The organism is Labrys wisconsinensis (genome assembly GCF_030814995.1).
Taxonomy (GTDB): domain Bacteria; phylum Pseudomonadota; class Alphaproteobacteria; order Rhizobiales; family Labraceae; genus Labrys; species Labrys wisconsinensis.
Genome location: NZ_JAUSVX010000013.1, coordinates 215,880 through 238,099, shown reverse-complemented (window position 1 = coordinate 238,099; position 22,220 = coordinate 215,880). Strand labels below are relative to the sequence as shown.

20 protein-coding genes are annotated in these 22,220 nt (G+C 70.0%); 9 read left to right on the top strand and 11 right to left on the bottom strand.

What is annotated here, in order from left to right:
• Positions 1-201 precede the first annotated feature (201 nt).
• Positions 202-1,476 carry a glycosyltransferase family 61 protein gene (locus tag QO011_RS29365; protein ID WP_307280319.1) on the bottom strand — a complete coding sequence of 425 codons (1,275 nt, stop codon included), beginning with the start codon at positions 1,474-1,476 and terminating at the stop codon, positions 202-204.
• A 780-nt stretch (positions 1,477-2,256) separates the two neighbouring features.
• On the opposite strand from QO011_RS29365, the gene QO011_RS29360 reads away from it, so the two are divergent.
• Both QO011_RS29360 and QO011_RS29355 read left to right on the top strand, forming a co-directional pair.
• The gene (locus QO011_RS29360; protein ID WP_307280315.1) at positions 2,257-3,705 is read left to right on the top strand and encodes a DUF1800 domain-containing protein; all 1,449 of its coding nucleotides are present in this window, start codon (positions 2,257-2,259) and stop codon (positions 3,703-3,705) included.
• 7 nt (positions 3,706-3,712) lie between these two features.
• Complete coding sequence (locus tag QO011_RS29355; protein ID WP_307280314.1) at positions 3,713-4,909, top strand: DUF1501 domain-containing protein; 1,197 nt, start codon at positions 3,713-3,715, stop codon at positions 4,907-4,909.
• 166 nt (positions 4,910-5,075) lie between these two features.
• Here QO011_RS29355 and QO011_RS29350 read toward each other — a convergent pair whose 3' ends face one another.
• The 3 genes from QO011_RS29350 to QO011_RS29340 form a co-directional block, all read right to left on the bottom strand.
• On the bottom strand, positions 5,076-6,485 hold the full coding sequence (locus tag QO011_RS29350) for a glycosyltransferase family 4 protein (protein ID WP_307280312.1): 1,410 nt from the start codon (positions 6,483-6,485) through the stop codon (positions 5,076-5,078).
• A 419-nt stretch (positions 6,486-6,904) separates the two neighbouring features.
• Positions 6,905-7,630 carry a haloacid dehalogenase type II gene (locus QO011_RS29345; protein WP_307280310.1) on the bottom strand — a complete coding sequence of 242 codons (726 nt, stop codon included), beginning with the start codon at positions 7,628-7,630 and terminating at the stop codon, positions 6,905-6,907.
• 110 nt (positions 7,631-7,740) lie between these two features.
• Positions 7,741-8,499: a helix-turn-helix domain-containing protein gene (locus tag QO011_RS29340; RefSeq protein ID WP_307280307.1), complete on the bottom strand. Its 759-nt coding sequence runs from the start codon at positions 8,497-8,499 to the stop codon at positions 7,741-7,743.
• A 335-nt stretch (positions 8,500-8,834) separates the two neighbouring features.
• On the opposite strand from QO011_RS29340, the gene QO011_RS29335 reads away from it, so the two are divergent.
• On the top strand, positions 8,835-10,058 hold the full coding sequence (locus tag QO011_RS29335; RefSeq protein WP_307280305.1) for an NAD(P)/FAD-dependent oxidoreductase: 1,224 nt from the start codon (positions 8,835-8,837) through the stop codon (positions 10,056-10,058).
• A gap of 60 nt (positions 10,059-10,118) precedes the next feature.
• Here QO011_RS29335 and QO011_RS29330 read toward each other — a convergent pair whose 3' ends face one another.
• From QO011_RS29330 to QO011_RS29305, 6 genes are all read right to left on the bottom strand, one after another.
• Positions 10,119-10,484, bottom strand: a complete 366-nt coding sequence (locus tag QO011_RS29330; protein ID WP_307280302.1) for a toxin-antitoxin system HicB family antitoxin — start codon at positions 10,482-10,484, stop codon at positions 10,119-10,121.
• Positions 10,474-10,719 carry a type II toxin-antitoxin system HicA family toxin gene (locus tag QO011_RS29325; protein ID WP_307280299.1) on the bottom strand — a complete coding sequence of 82 codons (246 nt, stop codon included), beginning with the start codon at positions 10,717-10,719 and terminating at the stop codon, positions 10,474-10,476. The genes QO011_RS29330 and QO011_RS29325 overlap by 11 nt, the downstream gene beginning before the upstream one ends.
• 110 nt (positions 10,720-10,829) lie before the next feature.
• Positions 10,830-12,308, bottom strand: a complete 1,479-nt coding sequence (locus QO011_RS29320) for an aldo/keto reductase (protein ID WP_307280296.1) — start codon at positions 12,306-12,308, stop codon at positions 10,830-10,832.
• A gap of 96 nt (positions 12,309-12,404) precedes the next feature.
• Positions 12,405-13,667 carry an ABC transporter substrate-binding protein gene (locus tag QO011_RS29315; RefSeq protein ID WP_370882028.1) on the bottom strand — a complete coding sequence of 421 codons (1,263 nt, stop codon included), beginning with the start codon at positions 13,665-13,667 and terminating at the stop codon, positions 12,405-12,407.
• Between the two features lie 32 nt (positions 13,668-13,699).
• Entirely contained in the window at positions 13,700-14,755 is a 1,056-nt protein-coding gene (locus tag QO011_RS29310) for an aldo/keto reductase (RefSeq protein ID WP_307280290.1), read from the bottom strand.
• The gene (locus tag QO011_RS29305) at positions 14,752-15,111 is read right to left on the bottom strand and encodes a TIGR04076 family protein (RefSeq protein WP_307280287.1); all 360 of its coding nucleotides are present in this window, start codon (positions 15,109-15,111) and stop codon (positions 14,752-14,754) included. The genes QO011_RS29310 and QO011_RS29305 overlap by 4 nt, the downstream gene beginning before the upstream one ends.
• Before the next feature lie 152 nt (positions 15,112-15,263).
• Between QO011_RS29305 and QO011_RS29300 the strand changes: the two genes are divergently transcribed.
• From QO011_RS29300 to QO011_RS29280, 5 genes are all read left to right on the top strand, one after another.
• Positions 15,264-16,097: an ABC transporter ATP-binding protein gene (locus tag QO011_RS29300; RefSeq protein ID WP_307280284.1), complete on the top strand. Its 834-nt coding sequence runs from the start codon at positions 15,264-15,266 to the stop codon at positions 16,095-16,097.
• Positions 16,094-16,837 carry an ABC transporter ATP-binding protein gene (locus QO011_RS29295; RefSeq protein WP_307280281.1) on the top strand — a complete coding sequence of 248 codons (744 nt, stop codon included), beginning with the start codon at positions 16,094-16,096 and terminating at the stop codon, positions 16,835-16,837. Before QO011_RS29300 ends, QO011_RS29295 begins: the two co-directional genes overlap by 4 nt.
• Positions 16,834-17,742, top strand: coding sequence for a branched-chain amino acid ABC transporter permease (locus QO011_RS29290; protein ID WP_307280279.1), 909 nt, complete (start codon positions 16,834-16,836; stop codon positions 17,740-17,742). The genes QO011_RS29295 and QO011_RS29290 overlap by 4 nt, the downstream gene beginning before the upstream one ends.
• Positions 17,739-18,710: a branched-chain amino acid ABC transporter permease gene (locus tag QO011_RS29285; protein ID WP_307280276.1), complete on the top strand. Its 972-nt coding sequence runs from the start codon at positions 17,739-17,741 to the stop codon at positions 18,708-18,710. The genes QO011_RS29290 and QO011_RS29285 overlap by 4 nt, the downstream gene beginning before the upstream one ends.
• 113 nt (positions 18,711-18,823) lie before the next feature.
• The gene (locus QO011_RS29280) at positions 18,824-19,720 is read left to right on the top strand and encodes an NAD-dependent epimerase/dehydratase family protein (protein ID WP_307280275.1); all 897 of its coding nucleotides are present in this window, start codon (positions 18,824-18,826) and stop codon (positions 19,718-19,720) included.
• 4 nt (positions 19,721-19,724) lie between these two features.
• Here the strand turns inward: QO011_RS29280 and QO011_RS29275 are convergent, their stop codons facing one another.
• Entirely contained in the window at positions 19,725-20,609 is an 885-nt protein-coding gene (locus tag QO011_RS29275) for a LysR family transcriptional regulator (protein ID WP_307280270.1), read from the bottom strand.
• Between the two features lie 104 nt (positions 20,610-20,713).
• On the opposite strand from QO011_RS29275, the gene QO011_RS29270 reads away from it, so the two are divergent.
• Positions 20,714-22,213, top strand: a complete 1,500-nt coding sequence (locus QO011_RS29270) for a CoA-acylating methylmalonate-semialdehyde dehydrogenase (protein ID WP_307280269.1) — start codon at positions 20,714-20,716, stop codon at positions 22,211-22,213.
• Positions 22,214-22,220 lie beyond the last annotated feature (7 nt).

Here is a 22,220-nt window from a genome sequence, read left to right as displayed (position 1 = left end):
CCGTGATCCCGAGCCCGGTCAGCTTGGCCTCGCTGTAGGTCTCCGAGAACCAACCCCGGTCGTCCCCGAAACGCTTCGTCCTGATCAGCTTCACCAGTGTCGTCATCGAGAGGGTCCAATCTTGTGGATGCGGCCCGCGCCGAGCGACGGACCCTGAGGGGAGCAGGCCGGGCGCGCCCGGTTTGGGGAGGGGTGATGCTGTCAAGATAAGGCCGCCTCGAGGCGGTGGGCGCCGCTCGCTGCCCGCCGGGCCTCCTCGGCTCCGGCGATGGCCACCGCCTGGGCAATGGAGGCTGGCGATATCTCGTAGATGATGCCGTTGGCCGTGCCGGTCCGCTCCTGGCGGCTGGGCTGGACATAGATCGAATCCTGGCCGCGGATGCCGACGATCGCGCTCTGCGTCCAGTTCATCTTGAGGCTGGCGAAGACGATGGAGATGCAGTCGGGGCCTCCGAACATCGCGTTGTGAAGGCCGCTGCCATATTCACCGGAGACGATCCTAGCCTTGCTGAACAGGGCGAGCTGTTCCGGCCATGACAGCCGTTCGGGCATCATCGGCACCAGGCCGGTCTCGACCACCGCCCTCGTCACGGCTTCGTGGTTGAGCAGTAGGCGGTTGCCGTCGGCAGCGAAATCGGCCCGGGAGATGAAGATGCGCTCGGGCAGATCCGTGCGCGCGAACGCCTCCGGCGCCTTGTGGCGGGCAACGTCCAGCGTGTAGGCGACGAAATCGTTCATCCGGCGCGAGATGAGCGGGCTGACGCGCAGCAGGCCGGGAACGATGGCGTGGCGCAGGTGCAGGATCTCCTTGTCGTCGTCATAGGTGATGATGTCGTCCGGCCCGATGCCGAACAGGAGGTTGAGGAAGCTGAGCGCCCAACGCGGCGTCGTCGAGCTGACGAGGAACTTGTAGGGCTTGCCGATATGGCCGGCCTTCACCGCCTCGAAGAAGTTCCAGACCAGCGGCAGCGTGTCCAGGATCCAATGGCCGTAGACCCGTACGCCGGGCTTGGCCAGGCAGACGATCGGCATGTCGTCGTCGATCTCGCGGAGCGCCGCGTTCGAGCCGCCGATGAAGCTGCCGATGGCGCTGGGCTTCACCGGGTTGCCGATCACCACCTCGCGCGTGATCATCTTGCCGAGGAACCACATCCAATAGGCCGAGACGAGGTCGTCGGCCCACAGGACCTTGCGCTCGCGGTCCAGCAGCGTTCCGCATTTGCCGATGTAGCAATCGTCGACCGAGTAGAAGCCGGAGCCGTTCAGGTGGCCGGTCACCCGGTCGTGCTTGCGGGTGAATTCCTTCTTGCAGCCGATCGAACCCAGCATCGGCTTAGGCGGGGGGACGAACTCGCCGGGCTCGATCGTGGTCTTCAGGTGCTCGGCGGAACGGTAGAATCCGTCCAGGCCGTCATTGGTCAGCTGCTGGATACGCAGCTTGTGAGCACTCGGCTCGTCCTTCGGGGAGATATCCATGGCTCCAAACAGATTTAAATCGAAATATCGGTGACAGGCGACGACAATGCGGCGGCGACTATATTGGAGCTGCACATCACATGCCAATCGCTGGCCTGCACCGGTTGCCTCGACTCACCGCAGACAGTGGCCCCAGCCGCCGGCGGGCGCTGCCCGCGTCGTCGGCGACGTCCTATGATTCGATTTGATGCTCCTTGAGATCGAGATGGTCGCTCTGGACCGCGAAGGGCACCGCGGCGAACTCGTCGCGGCATCGACACGCCGCATGGCCCCCTCCGTGCCGACGCGTATGATCCCGTCACCCGGTGGCCTTTTCTCCGACGCAGAGAGCGAGCACCGGCGATCGGGATGCCACCGGACCGTTCAATGATCCGCAGGGCCGGCGAGGTGGGTGGGATCGCCTGGCACACCACGAGCCCGAAGACAAAGGCGACGTGCTCGTCGTCGTTCTTCCTGCTGGATGCATCTCCGCTCCGACCAACGTTGAGGGATGGCGGTCACGATATCAGCGACAGCTTGTGCCGCAAGTGCGAAGTCGCGGCTAGATAGCTGCACGGGCTTCGCTGTGTCATGTCGGAGTCCTGCGGGTCGACAGCGGCTTCCTCTGCGTGCCCGGCGATGGCCGGGCCGACTGGAAATGACGCTTTTGGCGCATGTACCCTTTCATTCGTCAGTTCAGCTTCTCATCCACGATTTTGCCACACCCTTAATATGATACTGCAGTGCACCCTAAAATGGTCGGCCCCGGGGCCGAATGCGGCGGCGATGTGAGGGGGTCTCATGGCAGCGTCGATGACGAGCGGGTCGGCGGCGAACGACCTTGCCGCACTCTTCGTATCCGGCCGCTTCGGGCTCGGCGCCCGTCCCGGTGAGTGGCGCACCGGCGCCCGTCATCCGCGCGATTACGTGCTTGGCCAGTGCGACGGCACTGCGGCGGCACTCTTTCCGCCGGCAGAACTTCGATCGGTCGTGGACAATCTCGACGCCCTTGCGGCCGCGCGCGTGGCGTCCCGTGCCGCCCGCAAGCTCGCCGGGCCTGCCGGTCGGTCGAAGGCGCCGGCGGCGGACATGGCGGGTCCGGCGCCCTCGGCTGCCGATGCGGAAGTGATCGCTGCGCCCCAGAAGATCGCGCTGGGTGCTCTCATGGGCGAGATTGACTATCGCTACACCGTGGCCATCGGCAGCGTCCGTCCCTTTGTCGAACGGCTCGTGCTGTTCTGGTCGAATCATTTCGCCGTCTCCGCGCGGCGCAGCGCCGAGGTGCGCACGGGGGTGGGCGGCTACGAGCGTGAGGCGATCCGACCTCACGTGCTCGGCCGGTTCCGAGACATGGTCGGCGCCGTGGCGAACCATCCCACGATGCTCGGCTATCTCGACAACGACCTGTCCATCGGCCCGAACTCTCCTTACGGTATCGCCCGCAAACGCGGTCTCAACGAGAATTTCGCGCGTGAGCTGATGGAGCTGCACACCCTCGGGGTCAATGGCGGCTACACGCAGGCGGACGTGACCTCGCTGGCGAAGATCCTCACGGGCTGGCGGTCGAAGAGCTCTGTCGGCAACGGAGCCGGGGCCTTCCGCTTCGATGCCGATCGGCACGAGCCGGGGGCCTTCACGGTGCTCGGGCGCAGCTATCGGGAAGGCGGGGTGGAGCAGGGCGAGGCGGTGCTCGACGATCTGGCGCGCCATCCCGCGACGGCGCGGCATATCGCCGCAAAGCTCGTGCGGCACTTCGTCGGCGATTCAGCGCCGCCGACCATCGCACCCGTGGTCGCCGCGGCCTTCATGAAGACCGAGGGCGATCTCGCCGAGACGGCGCGGGCGCTTGTCCGCCACCCCGACGCCTGGACGGCGCCGCCGGCCAAGATTCTGCCGCCCTATGACATGATCGTGGCGATGTCGCGGGCCTTGGGCGAGGCGCTGCCGGTCGGCAAGATGGTCCTGCATTGCCGCAAGCTCGGGCAGCCGATCTGGGAGCCGCGCGCCCCGGCCGGCTTCGACGACGGCGACAGCACCTGGGCCTCGCCCGAGGGCATCTCCACCCGCCTCGACCTCGCCGTGTCCTATGCCGGAGCCTCCGACAAGAACGCCGGCGACATTGCCGACCTCGCCAACGAGCTCTACGGTCCTGCCCTGTCCGCCCAGACACTCACCACGCTGCGCCGCGCCGAAAGCCGCAGCCAGGCACTCGCCCTGCTTCTCATGTCGCCCGAACTGATGAAGAGGTAAGAAGTCCATGCTCGGCCATCATCCCACCCGCCGCGGCGTCCTGCTCGGCCTCGGCGCGGTCGCAGCCTGGTCCCTGATGCCGCGCCCCGGCCTCGCCGCCGCGGGGCGCGATCCGCGTTATCTCACCATCATCATGCGCGGCGCGCTCGACAGCCTCGCCGCGGTGGCGCCGACCTTCGATCCCGACTATCAGCGCATCCGCGCCGGCTCGCTGATCGGCGAGGACGGCAATCTCGCCGGCCTGCCGCTCGGCAGCGGCTACGTCCTCAATCCGCATCTGTCCACCTTCCACGAGCTCTACAAGGGCGGCCAGGCGCTGGTGGTGCACGCCGTGGCCAGCCCCTACCGCGATCGTTCGCATTTCGACGGCCAGGATGTGCTGGAGAGCGGCATGCCGGGCGTGGGGCGGGTGCGCAACGGCTGGCTCAACCGCGCCATCGCCACCCTGCCCGCCGGCGGGCGCGTCCACGCCGAGGGCCTCGGCATCGGCGCCACGGTCCCGCTGATCATGATGGGGGAGGCGCCGGTCGCCACCTGGATGCCGACCGTGGGCGCGTCCGCCTCCGAAGACATCCGCATGCGCCTGCTCGATCTCTACGAGCGCACCGACCAGCGGCTGGCGGACGCCCTGCGCCAGAGCGCCTATATCGACGGCATCTCCGGCGGCATCATGCCGCGCGGACCGGCGCGCAACGATTTCCTGGTCGGCATGGAGGCGGTGGGGCGCCTGTTCGCCGCGCCCAACGGCCCGCGAGTCGGCTCGATCGACCTCAACGGCTTCGACACCCATGTCAACCAGGGGCCCGTGACCGGGCAACTCGGCGCCCGCCTGGGCGAGCTCGACAGTGGCCTCAAGACCCTGCGCGACGGGCTGGGCGAGGCCTGGAAGGATACGGTCGTCACCGTGATCACGGAGTTCGGCCGCACCGCCCATATGAACGGCAACTTGGGCACCGACCACGGCACGGCGACGCTCGCCTTCGTCGTCGGCGGCGCCGTGCGCGGCGGCAGGGTGATCGCGGACTGGCCCGGCCTGGCCGAGACCAGGCTCTACCAGGGGCGCGACCTGATGCCGACCACCGATCTCAGGGCAGTGCTGAAGGGCACGCTGCACGACCATCTCGGCATCGGCGAGCAGCTCCTCGCCGACCGGGTCTTCCCGCAGAGCGCCGCCGTGCGTCCGATGGCGGATCTCGTCGCCTGAACGAGGGGCCCCGGCGGCGACCGGCCGCTCGTGCCGCCGCCCCGGAACGGTCTGGAAATCCGGCGGCTGGGAACGGCGAGGGTTTTTGCCTCCCGGCGGGAACGCCGATGCACCGGGCACGACGACGTCCGCCGGATCGGCCCATCCGGCATTTCCGAGACGTCACTCAGGCCAGCCCCGCCTCGTGCTCCAGCGGCCGGATGACGTTTTCGCTGACGAAGCGGAAATGGTCGGTCCAGTTGAGCACGCGGGCCATGCGTGCCGCGCCCGTCAGCCCGGCGGCGGCAGGAGCGGCCTGGCGCGCCAGCCGCTCCACCGCCTCGAACCAGGCATCGGATCCCGCGGGGTCGAGCAGCAGCGCGCGGCCGCCGGCGATCTCGCGATGGGAGGGGATGTCCGAGGCGACCACGCGGGCTCCGGCGGCCAGGGCCTCCACGACAGGCATGCCGTAGCCCTCGACCAGGGTCGGGGACAGCACAGCCCGGGCGCCGCGCATCAGGCAGCACAGGGCGGCGTCGCCGAGGTCCTCCACGTGCACGACGTGCCGGCGGAGCGTCGGGTAGCGATCGAGCTCGGCCAGCACCTCGTCGCCGTTCCAGCCGAGGCGCCCGGCGATCACCAGGGCGGGGATATCGGGCGCCCCGGTCTCCTCGAGCCGGCGCCAGGTCTCGAACAGCAGGCTGTGGTTCTTGCGCGGCTCCACCGTGCCGATCGCCAGGAAGAAGGAGCGGCGCGTCTCGGGCATCTCCAGCGCCGGCGAGCGGCGGAAGGCGGGTTCGATTCCCGGGCCTATCACGTGCACCGACGGCAGCTGTGCCGCCTTCGCCTGCGCATAGTCGCGGATGATCGCGGCGCTGTGCTCGGAATTGGTCAGGATCGCCGCGCCATGCCGCAGCACCGTGTCGAGCCGGCGGCGATGCCGTTCCGCCTCGCCCGAGCGAGCGAAGTTGGGATGGGTGATCGGGATGAGGTCGTGCACGTAGAAGATGCCCCTGGCGCCCAGCCGCGGCATCCAGTCGAAGGCGCCGGTGCGGTCGAGGCGCGCATGCGAGACGTGCACGAACAGCGCATTGCGGCCCTCCTCCTGCAGGGCCTGCCTCTTGGTGACGACCTTGGCGATGACCCGGCGCAGCGTCGCCTGCAGGCGGCGCTGGTTGCCCGAGACGGTCTGGTCGATCACCCGACGGAGGCGGCCGGCCGGCGGTGCCGGCTCGGGCCGGTCCTCGCCGTCGAGGAAGGTGGCGATCTCCTGCAGCTTGGCCTGCTCGGTGCCGTCCTGAGGTGGCGCGCCCCAGCGGCGCGAGACCTCGCCGATCATGCGCACCGCCCGTCGGCGCTCGATGATGCGCGGGCCATAGGCCAAGGTCTCGACGAACACGCTGGAGCGATAGGTCTGGGCGATCCAGTCGGCATAGCGGATCTCGAAACGATCGATACCGCTCGGGCTGGGCAGATGCGCACGCGATAACAGCCGGGACATGTCGAAGACGATCGGCCGCATCGAGACATTGATCATGCGCAAAACTCGACTTGCGGATGAATAGAGCAGCGGCGCATCGAAGGTACGATGCGTCATGCCAGAATCATGCCATGAAGGTCGGTGCGCCCGTGCCCCGCCCAAGAACCCTGCAACCCGCCGCCGCGGGTGCAGGCCGACAGCCCATATCCACGGAAGCCTGCCTAGCATAGTCCGCGCCGCCGTCGAATGCCAGCCAGCCTCGAACTGACTGGAGATTGATCACTGTGGCAGAACTGCACCGAATTGCGGCAGGAGCTGATGCTTCCCTGTGCGGGCGGCGTCGGCCCGGCCTCCCGCAGGGAGCCGATCCGATCGCGCATCATCGCCACCGGCGGCATCCGGCGACGGGATCGGGAGACACCGCCCGCGACGGGGACGGCACGGCGAACGCCGTGGTCACCGAAGTCGCCGACGACACCCATCGCATCGATGGGCGATCCCGGGGCGTGGGCAGGCGGTTGAAGCGCCGAGCCCCCTCAGGCCTCGGTCTCGCGGCGATGCGCCTCGGCGAGCTCGGCCAGGTTCTTGAACACGAAGTCCACCGGCGGGCGATCGGCGATCGGCAGCGTCGCGCCGCCGCCGGCCTTGCCGAAGCGTCGGTCGATCCAGGCGCGCGCCAGGCCCGCCCGCGCCGCCGGCACATGGTCGTGGTGCAGGCTCTGGGCGACGTGCAGCACCTGTCCCCGCTCGATGCCGAGATCGGCTTCGAGATGGGCGAGAAGATGGTCGAAATTGCGCGGATCGGGCTTGTAGGAGCCGATATCCTCGGCGGTGTAGACCGCGTCGAAGACGACGCCGAGCTTGCGGTTGCTCGCGGCGAAGCTCTGGCGGTCGACGTTGGACAGGATCACCAGCTTGTAATGGCGCTTGAGAGTGGCGAGCGCCTCGGCCGAATCCGGGAAGGGCGGCCAGTCCGGCACGGAGCCGCCGAAGCGGTCGTGCAGCTCGGCATAGGCGCGCGCGCCCCACGCCTTGGCGAGCCGCGCGTGCACGACCGCGAGCAGGGCGGAATAGCGCAGCGACGGCGTTGCCAGTTCCTGCTCCGTCTCCAGGCGCGCGAAGAACTCGAGCGCTTCCTCGCGGTCGACCGACGGGCGGCCCTCGGTCAAAAGCGGCTGCAGTGCATTCCACAGGCCGCTCTCCCAGTCGATGAGCGTGCCGTAGCAGTCGAATGTCAGGACCTTGAAGTCGGTCAGCTTCATCGCAGGGTGTCCTCTCGCGTCATCGTGGGATTGGCGAGTCTCGCACGGATCGGGGGCCTCGTGATGGGGCGAAGCTCCGAAAGGATCGGCAGAAGCTGCGATCGGCGAGGTCAGCCGCCTGGCGCCGGCCTGTCGCCCCGACGGAGCTGCGACGGCGTCATGCCGAAGCGCCGGCGAAACTGCCGGTTGAAGGAGGAGACGTCCTGGTAGCCGAGATCGTAGGCGATGGCGGAGATCGGATCGGCGGTCTCGACCAGCCGGTCGACGGCGCGCCCGAACAGCTTCGCCAGCCGGTACTGTTTCGGCGAGAGGCCGACCGTGGCCCGGAACAGGGCGTGGAACTGGCTCTGCCCCAGGCCGGCCGCGCGGGCCGCGTCGCCGACGCTGCCGCCTTCCGAGCCCTCGCCATAGGCGCAGGCAACGCCGAGGATCCGCTGCTCCGCCTTGCGCCGCGGCCGGAGCGCCTCGCCCGGGCGGACGAGCTGCAGCCCGCTCATCACGAGGTGGACGGCCTCGCGCGCCCGCTGCCCGTCCGCCTCGACCTCGTCGCCGAGCAGGCGGAACAGCCGCCAGAGCCAGGGATCGAGGCGCGTCAGCGACGGCTCCCCGGCGCGCAGCAGCGCCGGCAACCGCTCCTCCGAAAGGGCGGCCACGTCGACGTCCACCACCATGAAGCGGCAATCCGGCGTGGGCGCGAAATCGTGGACATGATCGCGCGGGATGAGGGCCACGCAATTGCTGGCGACGACCTCGGTCCTGCCCTCGATGTCGACGCGCATGGCGCCGCGCAGGGGGAAGAGGACCTGGCTGTAGTCGTGGACATGGCGGTCGGCGCCGCCATACCGGCGAATTTCGAGGTTGATCGACATCGGCCCTGTGCCTGCATCGGCGGATGCCGCCGATATACGATCGAAGCGGCCGGAAATCACGCGGCAAGAGCGGGCTCGATGCGGCCGCCGACATCGTTGCGTTCCAACACGACCGTTCCCTGATGGATTTTGATCACGATGGCCGCGGATGTCGTGAGAGAAATGATAGAAACTGTCAGAGTTCCGTTGAGGCGGCCGCGGGCCGGCCCTACGGTCCGCGCAAGCGGAGAAGCCGCGACCTCCGGGACATGCGGAGGACGGTCGCGGACCGGACGCCGGCCAGGCGTCCATCCGCATCGGTGACGGGAACGAGCGAGGGCGCAATGCAGCCGGGCATGGTGATTATCGGGGCGGGCGAGGCCGGTGTCCGCGCGGCGCTCGCCCTGCGCCAGGAGGGCCATGCCGGTCCGGTGACGCTCGTCGGCGACGAGGCGCATGCGCCCTATGAGCGCCCGCCGCTGTCCAAGGACACGCTGACGGGCGACGACGACCCGCAGCCCCGCACCATCGCCGATGCCGCCGCCCTCGCCGCCGCCGGCATCGAGTGGCTCGCCGGCCGCCGGGCGGTGACCATCGAGCGGGCGGACCGGCGCGTCGTCCTCGCCGACGGCACCGCGCTCGCCTACGACAAGCTGCTGCTGGCGACCGGTGCCATCGCCCGCCGCATCCCCTTTCCCGGCTCGGGCGCCGGGCGCTGCCTCACCCTGCGCAGCTTCGACGACAGCCTGGCGCTGCGCCGGCGCCTTTCGCCTGGCGCGCGCGTGGCCATCATCGGCGGCGGCTTCATCGGGCTGGAGCTGGCGGCGAGCGCCAGCCGGCGCGGCGCCACGGTCAGCCTGATCGAGGCGCAGCCGCGCATCCTCGCCCGCGGCGTCCCGGCCGAGATCGCCGAGGTGGTCCACCGGCGGCACCGCGACGCCGGCGTCGCCCTGGTCTGCGGCACCGGCATCGCGGCGATCGAGGCGGAGGGCGAGGGCGCCGTCGTCGTGCTCGCCGACGGCCGGCGCGTCGAGGCCGACCTGGTCGTGCTCGGCGTCGGCGCTGCCCCCGTGACCGCCCTGGCCGAGGCGGCGAATCTTACGATCGACAACGGCATCGCCGCGGACGCGACGCTGCGCACCTCCGACCCCGATATCTACGCCGCGGGCGATTGCTGCTCCTTCCCGTTGCCGGTCTATGGCGGGCGGCGGGTCCGGCTCGAATCCTGGCGCAGCGCCCAGGAGCAGGGCGGGCTCGCCGCCCGCAACATGCTCGGTGCCGGCGAGGCCGTGTCCGCCGTGCCCTGGTTCTGGTCGGACCAGCACGACCTCACCCTGCAGGTCGCCGGGCTGGCAGACGAAGGCGTCCGGACGGTGCGCCGCGATCTCACCGCCGATGCTTTCATCCTGTTCCACCTCGCCGCGGACGGCCGCCTGGTCGCCGCCGGCGGCATCGGCCCGGGCAATGCCGTCGCCCGCGACATCCGCCTCGCCGAGATGCTGATCGGCCGGCGTGCATCCCCGGACCCGGCCCTGCTGGCCGAGGCCGGCTATCGGCTCAAGGGCCTGCTGGCGGCGTAGCGAGGTTATCCGGCACGCCGACCGCTACCGACTCGGCCCTCCGTTGTTGTTCGGCTACGCCTATTGGAACGTCGCGCCGCCGCGTCGGCCGAGGCCTTCGGCGAGGAGGGTCGTCACCAAAGTATTCAACGACACGCCTTCGCGCTCCGCTCTACGCGCCAGGGCCGCATGCAGGGATTTCGGGACACGCTGTCGCCATTGGCCGCCATAGACCTCGCCCGTGGCGGGGATCGGACGGCCGAGTTCCTTCAGCGTCCTCACATAGGAAGTCAAAGCGTCTTTTCCTTCCCGGATCGTATCCTCCGGCGTCTCGCCGTCCGCAATGCAGCCGGGATAATCCGGGAACTCGATGAGATAGCCGCCTCCTTCTTCCTGGGAGAGAGGACGGATCTCGAATCGGGGCAGGGCTTCCGTGTCAGTCATCATTCTGGCCTGCGATGCTGTCGATCAAGGCGACAAATCGGGAGATGTAGATTGGCTTGACCGGCTTGTGAGACGGAACAGTCAAAGGTTGGCGGCCGGGGCAGCTGAACGTCACATGACTCGTCCCCGGTTGTCGCCAATCCAGGCCGTGTCGCTTCGCCAGCGCCTTCAGATCCTCGATCGACCAATCGCGCGGATTGTTGCGCATCCGCGTGAGGAGCTTTTCAGCCTCGCTCATCAGACAATGGTATCAAATATGGAACCGCGCGGCAACCAAAGATGGTTCTCAAGAAGCTGCGGTTCTAGGGGAGTCCGAAGGCGGGGGCGCGTCGGCCGGAGAACGAGACTTCACGCCCCCGGATCGACGATCGCTTCCGCCTCGATCTCGACGCGGTAGGGCCCGACCAGGCGCGCCACCTCGAACAGCGTGTTGACCGGGCGGACCTCGCCGAGATAGCGGCCGTGGACGCGCGAGACCGGTTCCCACTCGTCGGCATTCTTGAGGTAGACGCGCGTGCGCACGATGTCGGCGAGGCTGCCGCCGAGGGCGGCGAGGCTGGCGGCGATCTTGTCGAGGATGAACACCGCCTGGCCCGCGGGATCGTCCGGGCAGACCGCCTCGCCCGCGGCATTGGTGGCGGTGGTGCCGCTCACCAGGATGCGCTCGCCGATGCGCACGGCCCGGCTGTAGCCGCAGATGCCTTCCCAGACGCTGCCGGTATCGACCCTGAGCCGTCCGGGCCGGCCCTCGACCGGCACGGCGCGATAGACCTTCTCCACGCTGGCGAGGTGATGGCTGAGGTCGCCCGAGGCGGTGAGGAAGGGTGGCTTGCGGTACTCGTCGCCGCAATCGCCGGGCAGCCGCCGCGCGCCGCGGAAGGCCTCGTCCAGCGCGGCGTGGTCCGCGGCGTCGAGCGCGAAGCCGAAGCTGTTGAGGTTGTCGGCGCGGTGCTCGCCCTCGCCGAGCCGGGCGCCGACGATGACGGCCGCCACCGCCGGCTGCTCCAGCACCCAGCGCGTCGCCACATTGGCGATCGAGACGCCGTGCCGCGCCGCCACCGCCTGCAGTGCCTGGAGGATCCGCTGGAAGGCTGCCCAGCCGCCGATGGCGTCGACGAAGCGCTTGTACTTCATCTTGCTCCAGTCGGAGAGCGCGTCGGGCTCCGGCTGCCCGAGCCAGCGCTCGGAGACGAGGCCGCCGGCCAGGGTGCCGTAGGCGAGGAGCCTGATGCCGTGCGCCAGGCAGAAGGCGCTCATATCTTTGGCGGCGCGGCGGTCGAGCACCGAGAAGGACACCTGGTTGGAAACGATCGGCACGCCCTCGCCGATCAGCACGTGCAGATGGTCGGTGTCGAAATTGGTGACGCCGAGCTGGCGGATCAGGCCCTCCTCGCGGAGCTTCGCCAGCGCCTTCATCGCGTCGAGATAGGCGGGGTGCTCGAAGGTCCACCAATGGAACTGCAGGAGGTCGATGGTGGAGACGCCGAGCCGTGTCAGGCTGCGCTCGACGCCGGCACGAACGACATCGGCGGTCATCGGTCCCGGCACCGGGCACCATTTGGTGAAGGCGGCGGACCGCTGGCCGCCCGCTGCCCGCTCCCTCGCCAGGAGCGTGCCGGCGATGATCTCGGCGCTGCCGTAATGGTCGGCCATGTCGAACGTGTCGAAGCCCGCCGCGGCATAGGCGGCGAGCGCATCGGCCCCAGCTTGCGGGTCGAGGGTCTGGCTGCCGCGCTCCATGTCGGCCACCTGCCAGAGGCCGGTGACCATGCGGCTGATGGACAGGCCGGGCGCGAGCTCGGTGCGGGAGGGGCGGGTGGGGGGCATGGGAGGATCTTTCAAGGCGCGACGTCTGTCGATCCCCTCCCCGCAAGGGGGAGGGGAGAGGCCGGCGTCGCGCTTCCGAGACACCGGATCTCAGAGTCACCCCCCGATCTTCGCCTTGATCGCATTCACCTCATCCGTCGACATCTCGCCGGTCGTGACCACCTTGCCGTCGGTGATCTTCCACAGGCGGAACGGGCCGATGATGTCGCCGACCTTGTCGAAGGCCACCGGGCCGATCACGCCCTCGTAGCGGATCGGCTTGCCCTGCTTGATCAGGTCCAGCGCCTTGGCGAACTCGGCCTTGCCGGCATGGACCGGCGTGCCGCTGGGGTCGACGACCTTGTAGATCGCGTCGCGGATGGCGAGCGGCTCGGTCGAGGCGGCGGCGGCGATGGCGAGGCCGACGATGGCGCCGGCGTCATAGGCGCGGTCGGCCGCCGGGTTGCTCGGCTCGATGCCGCCGGAGAAAGCCTTGTAGTTGGCGTTGAAATACTCGGTCGAGGCGGTCGGGCTGGTGCCCGAGGAGGTGCCGTAGGCCTCGTCGAGATATTTGGCGCCGACGCTCTGGATGAAGTCCGGGCTGTTCATGCCGTCGTTGAGCAGGAATTTCGCCACGCCCCCGCCCGAGATCCAGGCGCGGGCGATGGTGGCCCCGTCCACCGGCGTCGAGACGAGGTAGAGCCCGTCGGGGTCGCCGTCCATGGCGGCGGTCGCCTCCGACTGGTAGCTTGCCTGGTTCTCGTTGTAGGGCACGGTCTTGGTGATCTCACCGCCCAGCGCCTCGTAGGCCTTCTTGAACTCGGCGACCATGTTGACGCCGAAATCGTTGTTGACGTGGATGATGGCGATCTTCTTGAAGCCCCGGTCGAGGGCGTATTTCGCCGCCGCCGTGCCCTGCAGCGCATCCGAGGTGATGGTGCGGAAGAAGATGCCGTTGGTCTTGCCGGCGCGGCCGAGGGCGGTCAGCGTCGGCGAGGACGAGGCGGGCGAGACCTGCACCACCTTGGCCGGCGCCGTCACCGAGGTCAGGATCGGGATCGTCACCGAGGAGATGATGCCGCCGATCAGCACCGGCACCTTGCCGACCTGCACCAGCTGGGTGGCGGCGTCGACCGCGACGCTGCCGGTCGACTGCGAATCGCGCGTGTCGGTGACGAGGGTGCAGCCGCGCGCGCCGCCGGCGTCGTTGATGTCGCGGAACGCCATCTCCACCGACTTCGCGCCCGCCTGGCCATATTCGCCGGCCGGGCCGGTGAGCTCCATCACGACGCCGACCGTGATCTTGCACGGGTCGGCCGCGGCCGCGCCGGCGGAAAGCGCCAGGCCGGCGGCGGCCAGCATCAGCAATGTCTTCATGATCCCCTCTGTTCTCTTGCGTTGCGCCGTCCTCTTCAGGAGGCTTCGGCGTTCAGGTTGTATTTCATGATCGCGCCGTGGCGGCCGTGCCGGTCGCGCTCCAGCGTGTAGACGTCGCCCTCCGGGCCGCGGCGCCGGTCGAGCACGGCGGCAATCTCGGCCCGGTCCTCGTCGGTCAGACGGATGGCGCCGATCCGGGCGTTCGCTGCGACATGGGCGCGGTTGCGCGCGCCGACGATGATCGCGGCGACGCCCGGCCGGTCGAGCACGGCGCGCCCGGCGACGGTGGCGATATCGGCGCCGTGCCGGCTGGCGATGTGCTTCAGCGTCGTCAGCAACGCCTGGAACAGCGCCCAGCCGCCGAAATCGTCGATGATCAGCTTGTACTTGGTCAGCGAGCGGTTCTCGAACGGCTCCTTCGGCTCCGGCACGCCGAGCCAGCGCTCGCCGAGAAAGCCGCCGGCGACCGAGCCGTAGCAGAGCAGGGCGATGCCGTGGCGGGCGGCGAGCGCGACGAGGCCGTGCTCAGGACGATGGTCGAGGAGGGAATACTGCACCTGCAGGCTGAGGAGCGGGATGCCGGCCGCAACCATCGCCGCGACGTGCGGCGTGTCGAAATTGGTGCCGCCGAGCCGGTCGATCTTGCCGGCACGCCGGATCCCGTCCAGCCAGCCGGCGACCTCCAGGTCGCGGGCGACGGCATAATCCCACCAATGGAACTGCACGAGGTCGAGCCGTTCCAGGCCGAGGCGCTGCAGCGACTGGTCGACGATCGCCTCGATCGACGCCCTGGTCACCGTGGTGAGGCCGGCAAGGTCGGGCACCAGCTTGGTGTGGATCCTCAGCCGCTCCAGCGCCCCGCGGCCGCGGGCGTCGGCGAGGCGCCGGCGGAAGGCGCCGTAGAGCTCCTCGACGCCGGTATAGATGTCGGCGCAGTCGAAGGTGGTGATGCCGGCGTCGAAGGCGGCGAGCAGGTCCTCCACCGCGGTGGCGCGCTCGATCGGGCCGTGGCCGCCGGCGAGCTGCCAGCCGCCGCGGATGACGCGCGAGATGACGTAGCCCGGGGCGAGATCGATGCGCTCGACGGTCATGGCCGGGCCTGCGGCAGCGGCACGGCCGTCGTTTCGCCATGCGAGAAGCGCCTGACGCCGATCCGGGTGATGCGCAGCCGGCTGGCGCAGTTCGGGTCGGGGCAGGCGACCTCGGTGTCGGTGGTCATCCAGTCGTTGGGGGCGGTGGCGCGCTGCTTGGCCGCCAGCAGCGGCAGCACGGCGGCGATCGAGTAGATCGAGAAGGCCTGGCCCGGCGGCAGGCTCAGCATCTCGCCGCGGAGCTCGAAATGGTCGCCGGGCCTGGCGCCGCAATAGACCTTGCCGCCCTCGGGGATCACAGCCTCGACCCTGAGGTCGTAGAGCTCGAAGCCGTCGTCGATCGCCCCGGCACCCATGCCAACTCCCGCACCGGCCGGAAGGCTCCGTCCGGATCTCGTCCCACCCGTTTGCGCAGCGCATGACGGTGAGCCCGTCCTTGCGAGCGGGTGTAGCCGTCCGTAGTGTGCGGCGCGAGTTTGACCATAGTTGATCCGGCGAAACAATCGAGATGCAGGCACGACCCGGGCTCACGCCCGCCGCTGCGGCGGCGGCGATCGAAAATCCTGGGCCAGTGCCGGCGGCGCTGCTCTCGGCGGACAGGGTGGTCAAGCGCTTTGGCGGCGTGGCGGCGGTGGACGGCGTCTCCTTCTCGCTGGCGCGCGGCGAGATCCTCGGGCTGATCGGCCCGAACGGCGCCGGCAAGACCACGCTGTTCGACTGCCTCGCCGGCAGCCAGGCGCCGACCTCCGGCCGCATCCTGCTGGACGGCCGGCCGATCGAGCGCCTGCCGGCGCATCGGCGCCTGGCGGCCGGGCTCGGCCGCACCTTCCAGATCCCGCGGCCCTTCCCGCAGATGACGCTGCTCGAGAACGTGCTGCTCGGCTGCCAGCACCTCGCCGGCGAGCGCATCCTGCCCAACTGGCTGTCGCCCGGCGCTGTCGCCCGGGCCGAGCGCGAGGCGCGTGACAAGGCCATGGCCCTGCTCGACTTCGTCGCCCTGGCGAAGCTGGCGCACCAGCCGGCGCGGGTCCTGTCCGGCGGCCAGCGCAAGCTGCTCGAGCTCGCCCGCGTGCTGATGGCCGAGCCCGCCCTGATCCTGCTCGACGAGCCGGCCGCCGGCGTCAATCCGAGCCTCTTGGAGACCATCATCGAGCGCATCGCCGAGCTCAACCGGCGCGGCACCACCATCCTCTTGATCGAGCACAACATGGACCTGGTCTCGCGTCTGTGCGGGCGGGTGCTGGTGCTGGCCTCGGGCCGGCTGCTCACCGAAGGCCCGCCGGCCGAGGTGGCTCGCGACCGCCGGGTGATCGAGGCCTATCTCGGCGGCGCCGCGGCATGAGCGATCCGATCCTTGCCGTCTCCGGCCTCGTCGCCGGCTACGATCCCGGCGTGCCGATCCTCACCGGCGTGTCGCTCGCCGTCGCGCCCGGCGAGCTGGTGGCGATCCTCGGCCCGAACGGGGCCGGCAAGTCGACCCTGATCAAGGCCATCGCCGGCCTGGTGCCGGTCAGCGCCGGCACCGTGACGCTGCGCGGGCGCGTCATCACCGGGCTGCCGACGCACGAACTGGTGCGCGGCGGCCTCGGCTTCGTGCCGCAGACCGAGAACGTCTTCGCCGCCATGTCGATCGACGACAATCTGCGCCTCGCCGCCGGCATCCTGCCCGCGGCCGAGCGGCCGGCGCGCATCCGCGACATGCTGGCCCTGTTCCCCGACCTCGCCGGGCGCGGCGGCCTGCCGGCCGGGCGCCTCTCCGGGGGCCAGCGCCAGATGCTCGCCGTCGCGCGGGCGCTGGTCGTCTCGCCGGACGTGCTGATGCTGGACGAGCCCTCGGCCGGCCTGTCGCCCAAGCTGGTCGAGACCGTGTTCGCCAAGCTGGCCGAGATCCATCGCAGCGGCGTCACCATCCTCCTGGTCGAGCAGAATGCGCGCGCGGCGCTCGCCATCGCCGACCGTGGCGTCATCCTGGCCGAGGGCCGCGAGCGCCACGAAGGGCCGGCATCCCGCCTGTTCGCCGACCCGGCCGTCGCCGAGCTCTATCTCGGCGGCCGGCGCGCCGTGCTGGAGCCGCGCCCGTGAGCCTGCAGTTTCTCGTCGACGGCCTCCTCACCGGCCTGATGATCGGCCTCGGCGCCATCGGCGTCACCCTGACCTATGCGATCCTGCGCTTCGCCAATTTCGCCCATGGCGAGCTGATGACCTTCGGCGCCTATGCCGCCTGGCTGGTCAGCTTCGGCATCGGCGCGCTCGCGGGCGGCAGCCTGCCGGCGCTCGGACCCTTCTCCGTCTCCGCGGCGGTGCTGCTCGCCGGTCTCGTCGCCATGGCGCTCACCGCGCTGCTGGCGCTCGGCCTCGATGCGCTGCTGTTCCGGCGCCTGCGCGAGCGCAGCGCCGTCATCGTCGTTGTCATGGCGAGCTTCGGCGCCTCGCTGGCGCTGCGCAGCCTGATCGAGTTCGCCTTCTCCTCCAGCCCGGTCTATTTCGGCCGCGAGCTGCAGATCGCCCGGCGCCTCGGCCTCGGCCTCCGCGTCACGCCGGACCAGGCGGCGCTGGTGGTGGTGACGCTCGTGCTGCTCCTCGCCGTGCATCTCTTCGTCGCCCGCAGCCAGGCGGGCCGCTCGATGCGGGCGGTGAGCGAGAACCCGGCGCTCGCCCGTGTCGCCGGCATCGACGTCGAGGCGACGGTGCGCCTCACCTGGATGCTCGGCGGCGCCCTCGCCGCGGCAGCCGGCACCATGACCGGCATCCTGGTACAGATCCGCCCCGGCATGGGCTTCGACCTCCTGCTGCCGCTGTTCTCGGCGGCGATCCTCGGCGGCATCGGCAGCGTGCCCGGCGCCATCGTCGGCGGCGTGGTCATCGGCATCGCCGAGGCCGCCACCGTGCAGTTCGTCGGGGCGGAATGGCGCGCCGCCGCCGCGTTCGCCCTGCTCATCGCCATGCTGCTGGCGCGCCCGCGCGGCCTGTTCGGAGGCAGGGCATGACCTTCGCCATCCTCGCCTATGGCGCCTTCTTCCTGACCACGGCGCTCGCCTTCGCCGTGGTCTGCCTCGGCCTCAACCTGCAATGGGGCATGACCGGCCTGTTCAATGTCGGCGTCGCCGGCTTCGTCGCGGTCGGGGCCTATGCCTCGGCCATCCTGACCACGCCGGCTTCGCCCACCCATCTCGGCGGCTTCGGCCTGCCGATCGCGGCCGGCTGGCTCGGCGCCATCCTGGCGGCCGGTCTCGTCGCCTTCGGCGTCGGCGCCGTCACCCTGCGGCTTCGGGCCGACTATCTCGCCATCACCACCTTCGGCGCGGCGGTGATCATCCATCTCGTCGCCCTCAACGCCCAGCCGCTCACCGGCGGGCCCTTCGGCATCGGCTTCATCCCCAGGGCCTTCGAAGATCTCGCCGACCGGCCGCTCGTCTTCGGCACCGGCAACCTGGCGCTGGCCCTCCTCGCCGTCGCCGCCGTCTATCTCGCCCTGGAGCGGCTGGCCCGCAGCCCCTGGGGCCGGGTGCTTCGCGCCATCCGCGAGGACGAGACGGCGGCGCTGTCCCTCGGCAAGAACGCGGTGCGCTACCGCCTGCAGGCCTTCGCCATCGGCGGCGCCGTAATGGGCCTCGGCGGCGCGCTGCAGGCGCATTTCATCGGCTTCATCGCCCCGAACAACTATCTGCCGAGCTTCACCTTCCAAGTCTGGACCATGCTGATCGTCGGCGGCTCCGGCAACAATCGCGGCGCCATCCTCGGCGCGGTGCTGGTCTGGGGGCTGTGGAGCGTCTCGGGCGCCGGCATCTCCGCCTTCGTCGCGCCGGAGCTGCAGGCCCGCGCCAGCGCCCTGCAGATCGCCGCCATCGGCATCGCGCTCTGCCTGGTGCTGCTCTACCGCCCGCGCGGCCTGCTCAGCGAGGCCGGGGCAGCGAAGATCCCTGGCGAAGGCGCGCGCGGGAACACGGCGCAGTGATCGCTACGGGGGTGCAATCATCCGACCTTTCCTCTATGGTAGCGCTGTCATCTCCGCCGCATCATCGTCGATGGGGCCAGGACGCAGCGACCGTCCAATCCGAGGAAACGCACATGACCAAGCGGATCATCTTCACCGGCGGCTCCGGCAAGGCCGGCCGGCACGCCGTGCCGCATCTCGTCGCCAAGGGCCACGCGGTGCTCAACGTCGACCTGAAGCCGCTCGACCTGCCCGGGGTCAACACGCTGATCGCCGACATGACCGACAGCGGCCAGGTGTTCAACGCGCTCACCACCCATTTCGGCTTCGACGACTTCGAGCGCGGTGCCGTGCCGCGAGCGCCGGACGCGGTGGTGCATTTCGCCGCCATCCCGCGCGTGCTGATCGAGCCGGACAACGAGACCTTCAGCCAGAACGTGGTCTCGACCTACAACGTCATCGAGGCGGCGGTGAAGCTCGGCGTGCGCAAGATCGTCATCGCCTCCAGCGAGACCACCTACGGCGTGTGCTTCGCCGAGGGCGACAAGGACTTCCACAGCTTCCCCCTGGAGGAGGACTACGACATCGACCCCATGGACAGCTACGGCCTGTCCAAGCTGGTCAACGAGAAGACGGCGCGCGCCTTCGCCATGCGCTACGGCGCCGACATCTATGCCCTGCGTATCGGCAACGTCATCGAGCCGCACGAATATGACCGCTTTCCCGGCTTCATCGCCGACCCGCCCTCGCGCAGGCGCAATGCCTGGAGCTATATCGACGCCCGCGACCTCGGCGAGATCGTGCACCTCTGCCTGGAGAAGGACGGGCTCGGCTTCCAAGTGTTCAACGCCGTCAACGACACCATCACCACGAGCCAGCCGACCCGCGAGATCCTGGCCCGCTACGCCCCCCGCACGCCGGTGACGCGCGAGCTCGGCGAGTTCGAGGCGCCGCTGTCGAACCGCAAGGCGCGCGAGGTGCTCGGCTTCAGGGAGGCGCACGACTGGCGCCGCCATGTGAAGGGCGTGTAGCCGGTCAGGTCACGAAGGTCCGGCGCGCGGCGCGCACCCGGGCGACGATGTGCGCGGTCACGGCGCGCACGCGCCGGGTGTCGTGCGTGTCGGGATGGGAGACCAGCCAGTAGCTGCGCCGGAAGCGGTGCGAGGGCAGGAGGCGCTGCAGCTCCGGGAAGGGCTGCGCCGCATAGTCGTGCAGGATACCGATGCCGTGGCCGGCCCGCACCGCCTCCAGCTGGCCGACCACGCTGCCGCATTCGAAGCGCCGCTGCATCAGCCGGCCGAGCGTGGCGGCATAGTCGAGCGCCCGGCTGTAGGCGAGGTCGTCGACATGGGTGACGAACAGCCGGCCGGCGAGGTCCTCCTCCCGCTCGACGGCGCCGGTGCGGGCGAGATAGCTGCCGGCGGCATAGACGCTCAGGGAATAGTCGGTGAGCTTCTTGACGATGAGCCGGCCCTGCGTCGGCCGGTCGAGGGTGATGGCGATGTCCGCCTCGCGGCGCGACAGCGAGAAGGTGCGCGGCAGCGGCACGAGCTGGATGACGAGCTCGGGATGCTCGGCGGCGAGCGCGCCGAGCTCGCGGGCCAGGAAATAGTTGCCGAGGCCGTCCGGCGTGCCGACGCGCACCGTGCCGGCGATCGCCTCCTCGATGCCGGCAAGGCGCGATCCCACCCGGAGGAACTCCGATTCCGCCCGTTCCGCCGCCGCCAGCAGCGCCTCGCCGGCCGCGGTCAGCCGCGAGCCGTTGGTGTGGCGCTCGACCAGCCGGGCGCCGAGATCCGTCTCCAGCGCCGTGAGCTGGCGTCCGACCGTGGCGTGGTTGAGCCCGAGGCGCCGGGCCGCGCCGAGGATCTGCCCGCTGCGGGCGATGGCGAGGAAGATGCGGATGCGGTCCCAGTCCATGGCGGCACTTTAATTTCTGCACATCGATGCTGCAATCCTGGCGATTGTTGTGCAAAAAATGCGACGGCATAAGCGCTCCCGTGTCGAGGCGACAGGAGAGGCCCATGCCCATCGAGATCACCCACCATATCGGCGGCCGCGCCGTCGCCGGCCGCAGCGGCCGCACGGCGTCGGTGTTCGACCCCGCCACCGGGGCCGTCAGCGGCACGGTCGGGCTCGCCGGCGCCGACGAGGTGGGCGAGGCGGTCGCGGTGGCCCGCAAGGCCCTGCCGGCCTGGGCCGCCACCACGCCCCTGCGCCGCGCCCGCATCCTCAACCGCTTCCTGCGCATCCTGGAGGAGCGCACGGACGAGCTCGCCGCGGTCATCACCGCCGAGCACGGCAAGGTGCTCTCCGACGCCCGCGGCGAGATCCAGCGCGGCATGGAGGTGGTCGAGTTCGCCACCGGCGCGCCGCAGCTGCTCAAGGGCGAGGTGACCGAGAATGTCGGCACCCGCGTCGACAGCCATTCCCTGCGCCAGCCGCTCGGCGTCGTCGCCGGCATCACCCCGTTCAACTTCCCGGCCATGGTGCCGATGTGGATGTTCCCGGTGGCGCTCGCCTGCGGCAACTGCTTCATCCTGAAGCCGTCCGAGCGCGATCCTTCCGCCTCGCTCCTCCTCGCCGCCTGGCTGAAGGAGGCCGGCCTTCCCGACGGCGTCTTCAACGTGGTGCAGGGCGACAAGGCGGCGGTCGACGCGCTGCTCCACCACCCCGACATCGCCGCGGTGAGCTTCGTCGGCTCCACGCCGATCGCCCGCTATATCTACGAGACCGCGGCCCGCACGGGGAAGCGCTGCCAGGCGCTGGGCGGGGCCAAGAACCACATGATCGTCATGCCCGACGCCGATCTCGACCAGGCGGTCGACGCGCTGATGGGCGCGGCCTACGGCTCGGCGGGCGAGCGCTGCATGGCGATCTCGGTGGCGGTGCCGATCGGCGAGAAGACCGCCGACGCGCTCGTCGCCAGGCTGGAGCCGAAGGTGCGTGCCCTCAAGGTCGGCCCGGGCACGGATCCGGAGGCCGAGATGGGGCCGCTCGTCACCCGCCAGCACCTCGACAAGGTGCGCGGCTACATCGACAGTGGCGTCGCCGAGGGGGCCAGGCTGGTCGTGGACGGGCGCGGCCTGACGCTGCAGGGCTACGAGAACGGCCACTTCATCGGCGGCACGCTGTTCGACCACGTCACCACCGACATGGCGATCTACCGGGAGGAGATCTTCGGGCCGGTCCTGGCCGTGGCCCGGGCGCCGGACTACGAGACCGCCGCGCGCATGATCAACGAGCACGAGTTCGGCAACGGCACCGCCATCTTCACCCGCGACGGCGACGCCGCCCGCGAGTTCGCCCATCAGATCCAGGTCGGCATGGTCGGCATCAACGTGCCGATCCCGGTGCCGATGGCCTTCCACTCCTTCGGCGGCTGGAAGTCCTCGCTCTTCGGCGATCACCACATGCACGGGCCCGAGGGCGTGCGCTTCTACACCAAGCTCAAGACCATCACGAGCCGCTGGCCGACCGGCATCCGCGCCGGCGCCGACTTCGTCATGCCCACCATGGGCTGAGGCATCC

Bases quoted from the DNA above. Each gene is read 5' to 3' on its own strand.
- QO011_RS29365 (WP_307280319.1), bottom strand. From the start codon at position 1,476: ATGGATATCTCCCCGAAGGACGAGCCGAGTGCTCACAAGCTGCGTATC.
- QO011_RS29360 (WP_307280315.1), top strand. From the start codon at position 2,257: ATGGCAGCGTCGATGACGAGCGGGTCGGCGGCGAACGACCTTGCCGCA.
- QO011_RS29355 (WP_307280314.1), top strand. From the start codon at position 3,713: ATGCTCGGCCATCATCCCACCCGCCGCGGCGTCCTGCTCGGCCTCGGC.
- QO011_RS29350 (WP_307280312.1), bottom strand. From the start codon at position 6,485: ATGACGCATCGTACCTTCGATGCGCCGCTGCTCTATTCATCCGCAAGT.
- QO011_RS29345 (WP_307280310.1), bottom strand. From the start codon at position 7,630: ATGAAGCTGACCGACTTCAAGGTCCTGACATTCGACTGCTACGGCACG.
- QO011_RS29340 (WP_307280307.1), bottom strand. From the start codon at position 8,499: ATGTCGATCAACCTCGAAATTCGCCGGTATGGCGGCGCCGACCGCCAT.
- QO011_RS29335 (WP_307280305.1), top strand. From the start codon at position 8,835: ATGGTGATTATCGGGGCGGGCGAGGCCGGTGTCCGCGCGGCGCTCGCC.
- QO011_RS29330 (WP_307280302.1), bottom strand. From the start codon at position 10,484: ATGATGACTGACACGGAAGCCCTGCCCCGATTCGAGATCCGTCCTCTC.
- QO011_RS29325 (WP_307280299.1), bottom strand. From the start codon at position 10,719: ATGAGCGAGGCTGAAAAGCTCCTCACGCGGATGCGCAACAATCCGCGC.
- QO011_RS29320 (WP_307280296.1), bottom strand. From the start codon at position 12,308: ATGCCCCCCACCCGCCCCTCCCGCACCGAGCTCGCGCCCGGCCTGTCC.
- QO011_RS29310 (WP_307280290.1), bottom strand. From the start codon at position 14,755: ATGACCGTCGAGCGCATCGATCTCGCCCCGGGCTACGTCATCTCGCGC.
- QO011_RS29305 (WP_307280287.1), bottom strand. From the start codon at position 15,111: ATGGGTGCCGGGGCGATCGACGACGGCTTCGAGCTCTACGACCTCAGG.
- QO011_RS29300 (WP_307280284.1), top strand. From the start codon at position 15,264: ATGCAGGCACGACCCGGGCTCACGCCCGCCGCTGCGGCGGCGGCGATC.
- QO011_RS29295 (WP_307280281.1), top strand. From the start codon at position 16,094: ATGAGCGATCCGATCCTTGCCGTCTCCGGCCTCGTCGCCGGCTACGAT.
- QO011_RS29285 (WP_307280276.1), top strand. From the start codon at position 17,739: ATGACCTTCGCCATCCTCGCCTATGGCGCCTTCTTCCTGACCACGGCG.
- QO011_RS29280 (WP_307280275.1), top strand. From the start codon at position 18,824: ATGACCAAGCGGATCATCTTCACCGGCGGCTCCGGCAAGGCCGGCCGG.
- QO011_RS29275 (WP_307280270.1), bottom strand. From the start codon at position 20,609: ATGGACTGGGACCGCATCCGCATCTTCCTCGCCATCGCCCGCAGCGGG.
- QO011_RS29270 (WP_307280269.1), top strand. From the start codon at position 20,714: ATGCCCATCGAGATCACCCACCATATCGGCGGCCGCGCCGTCGCCGGC.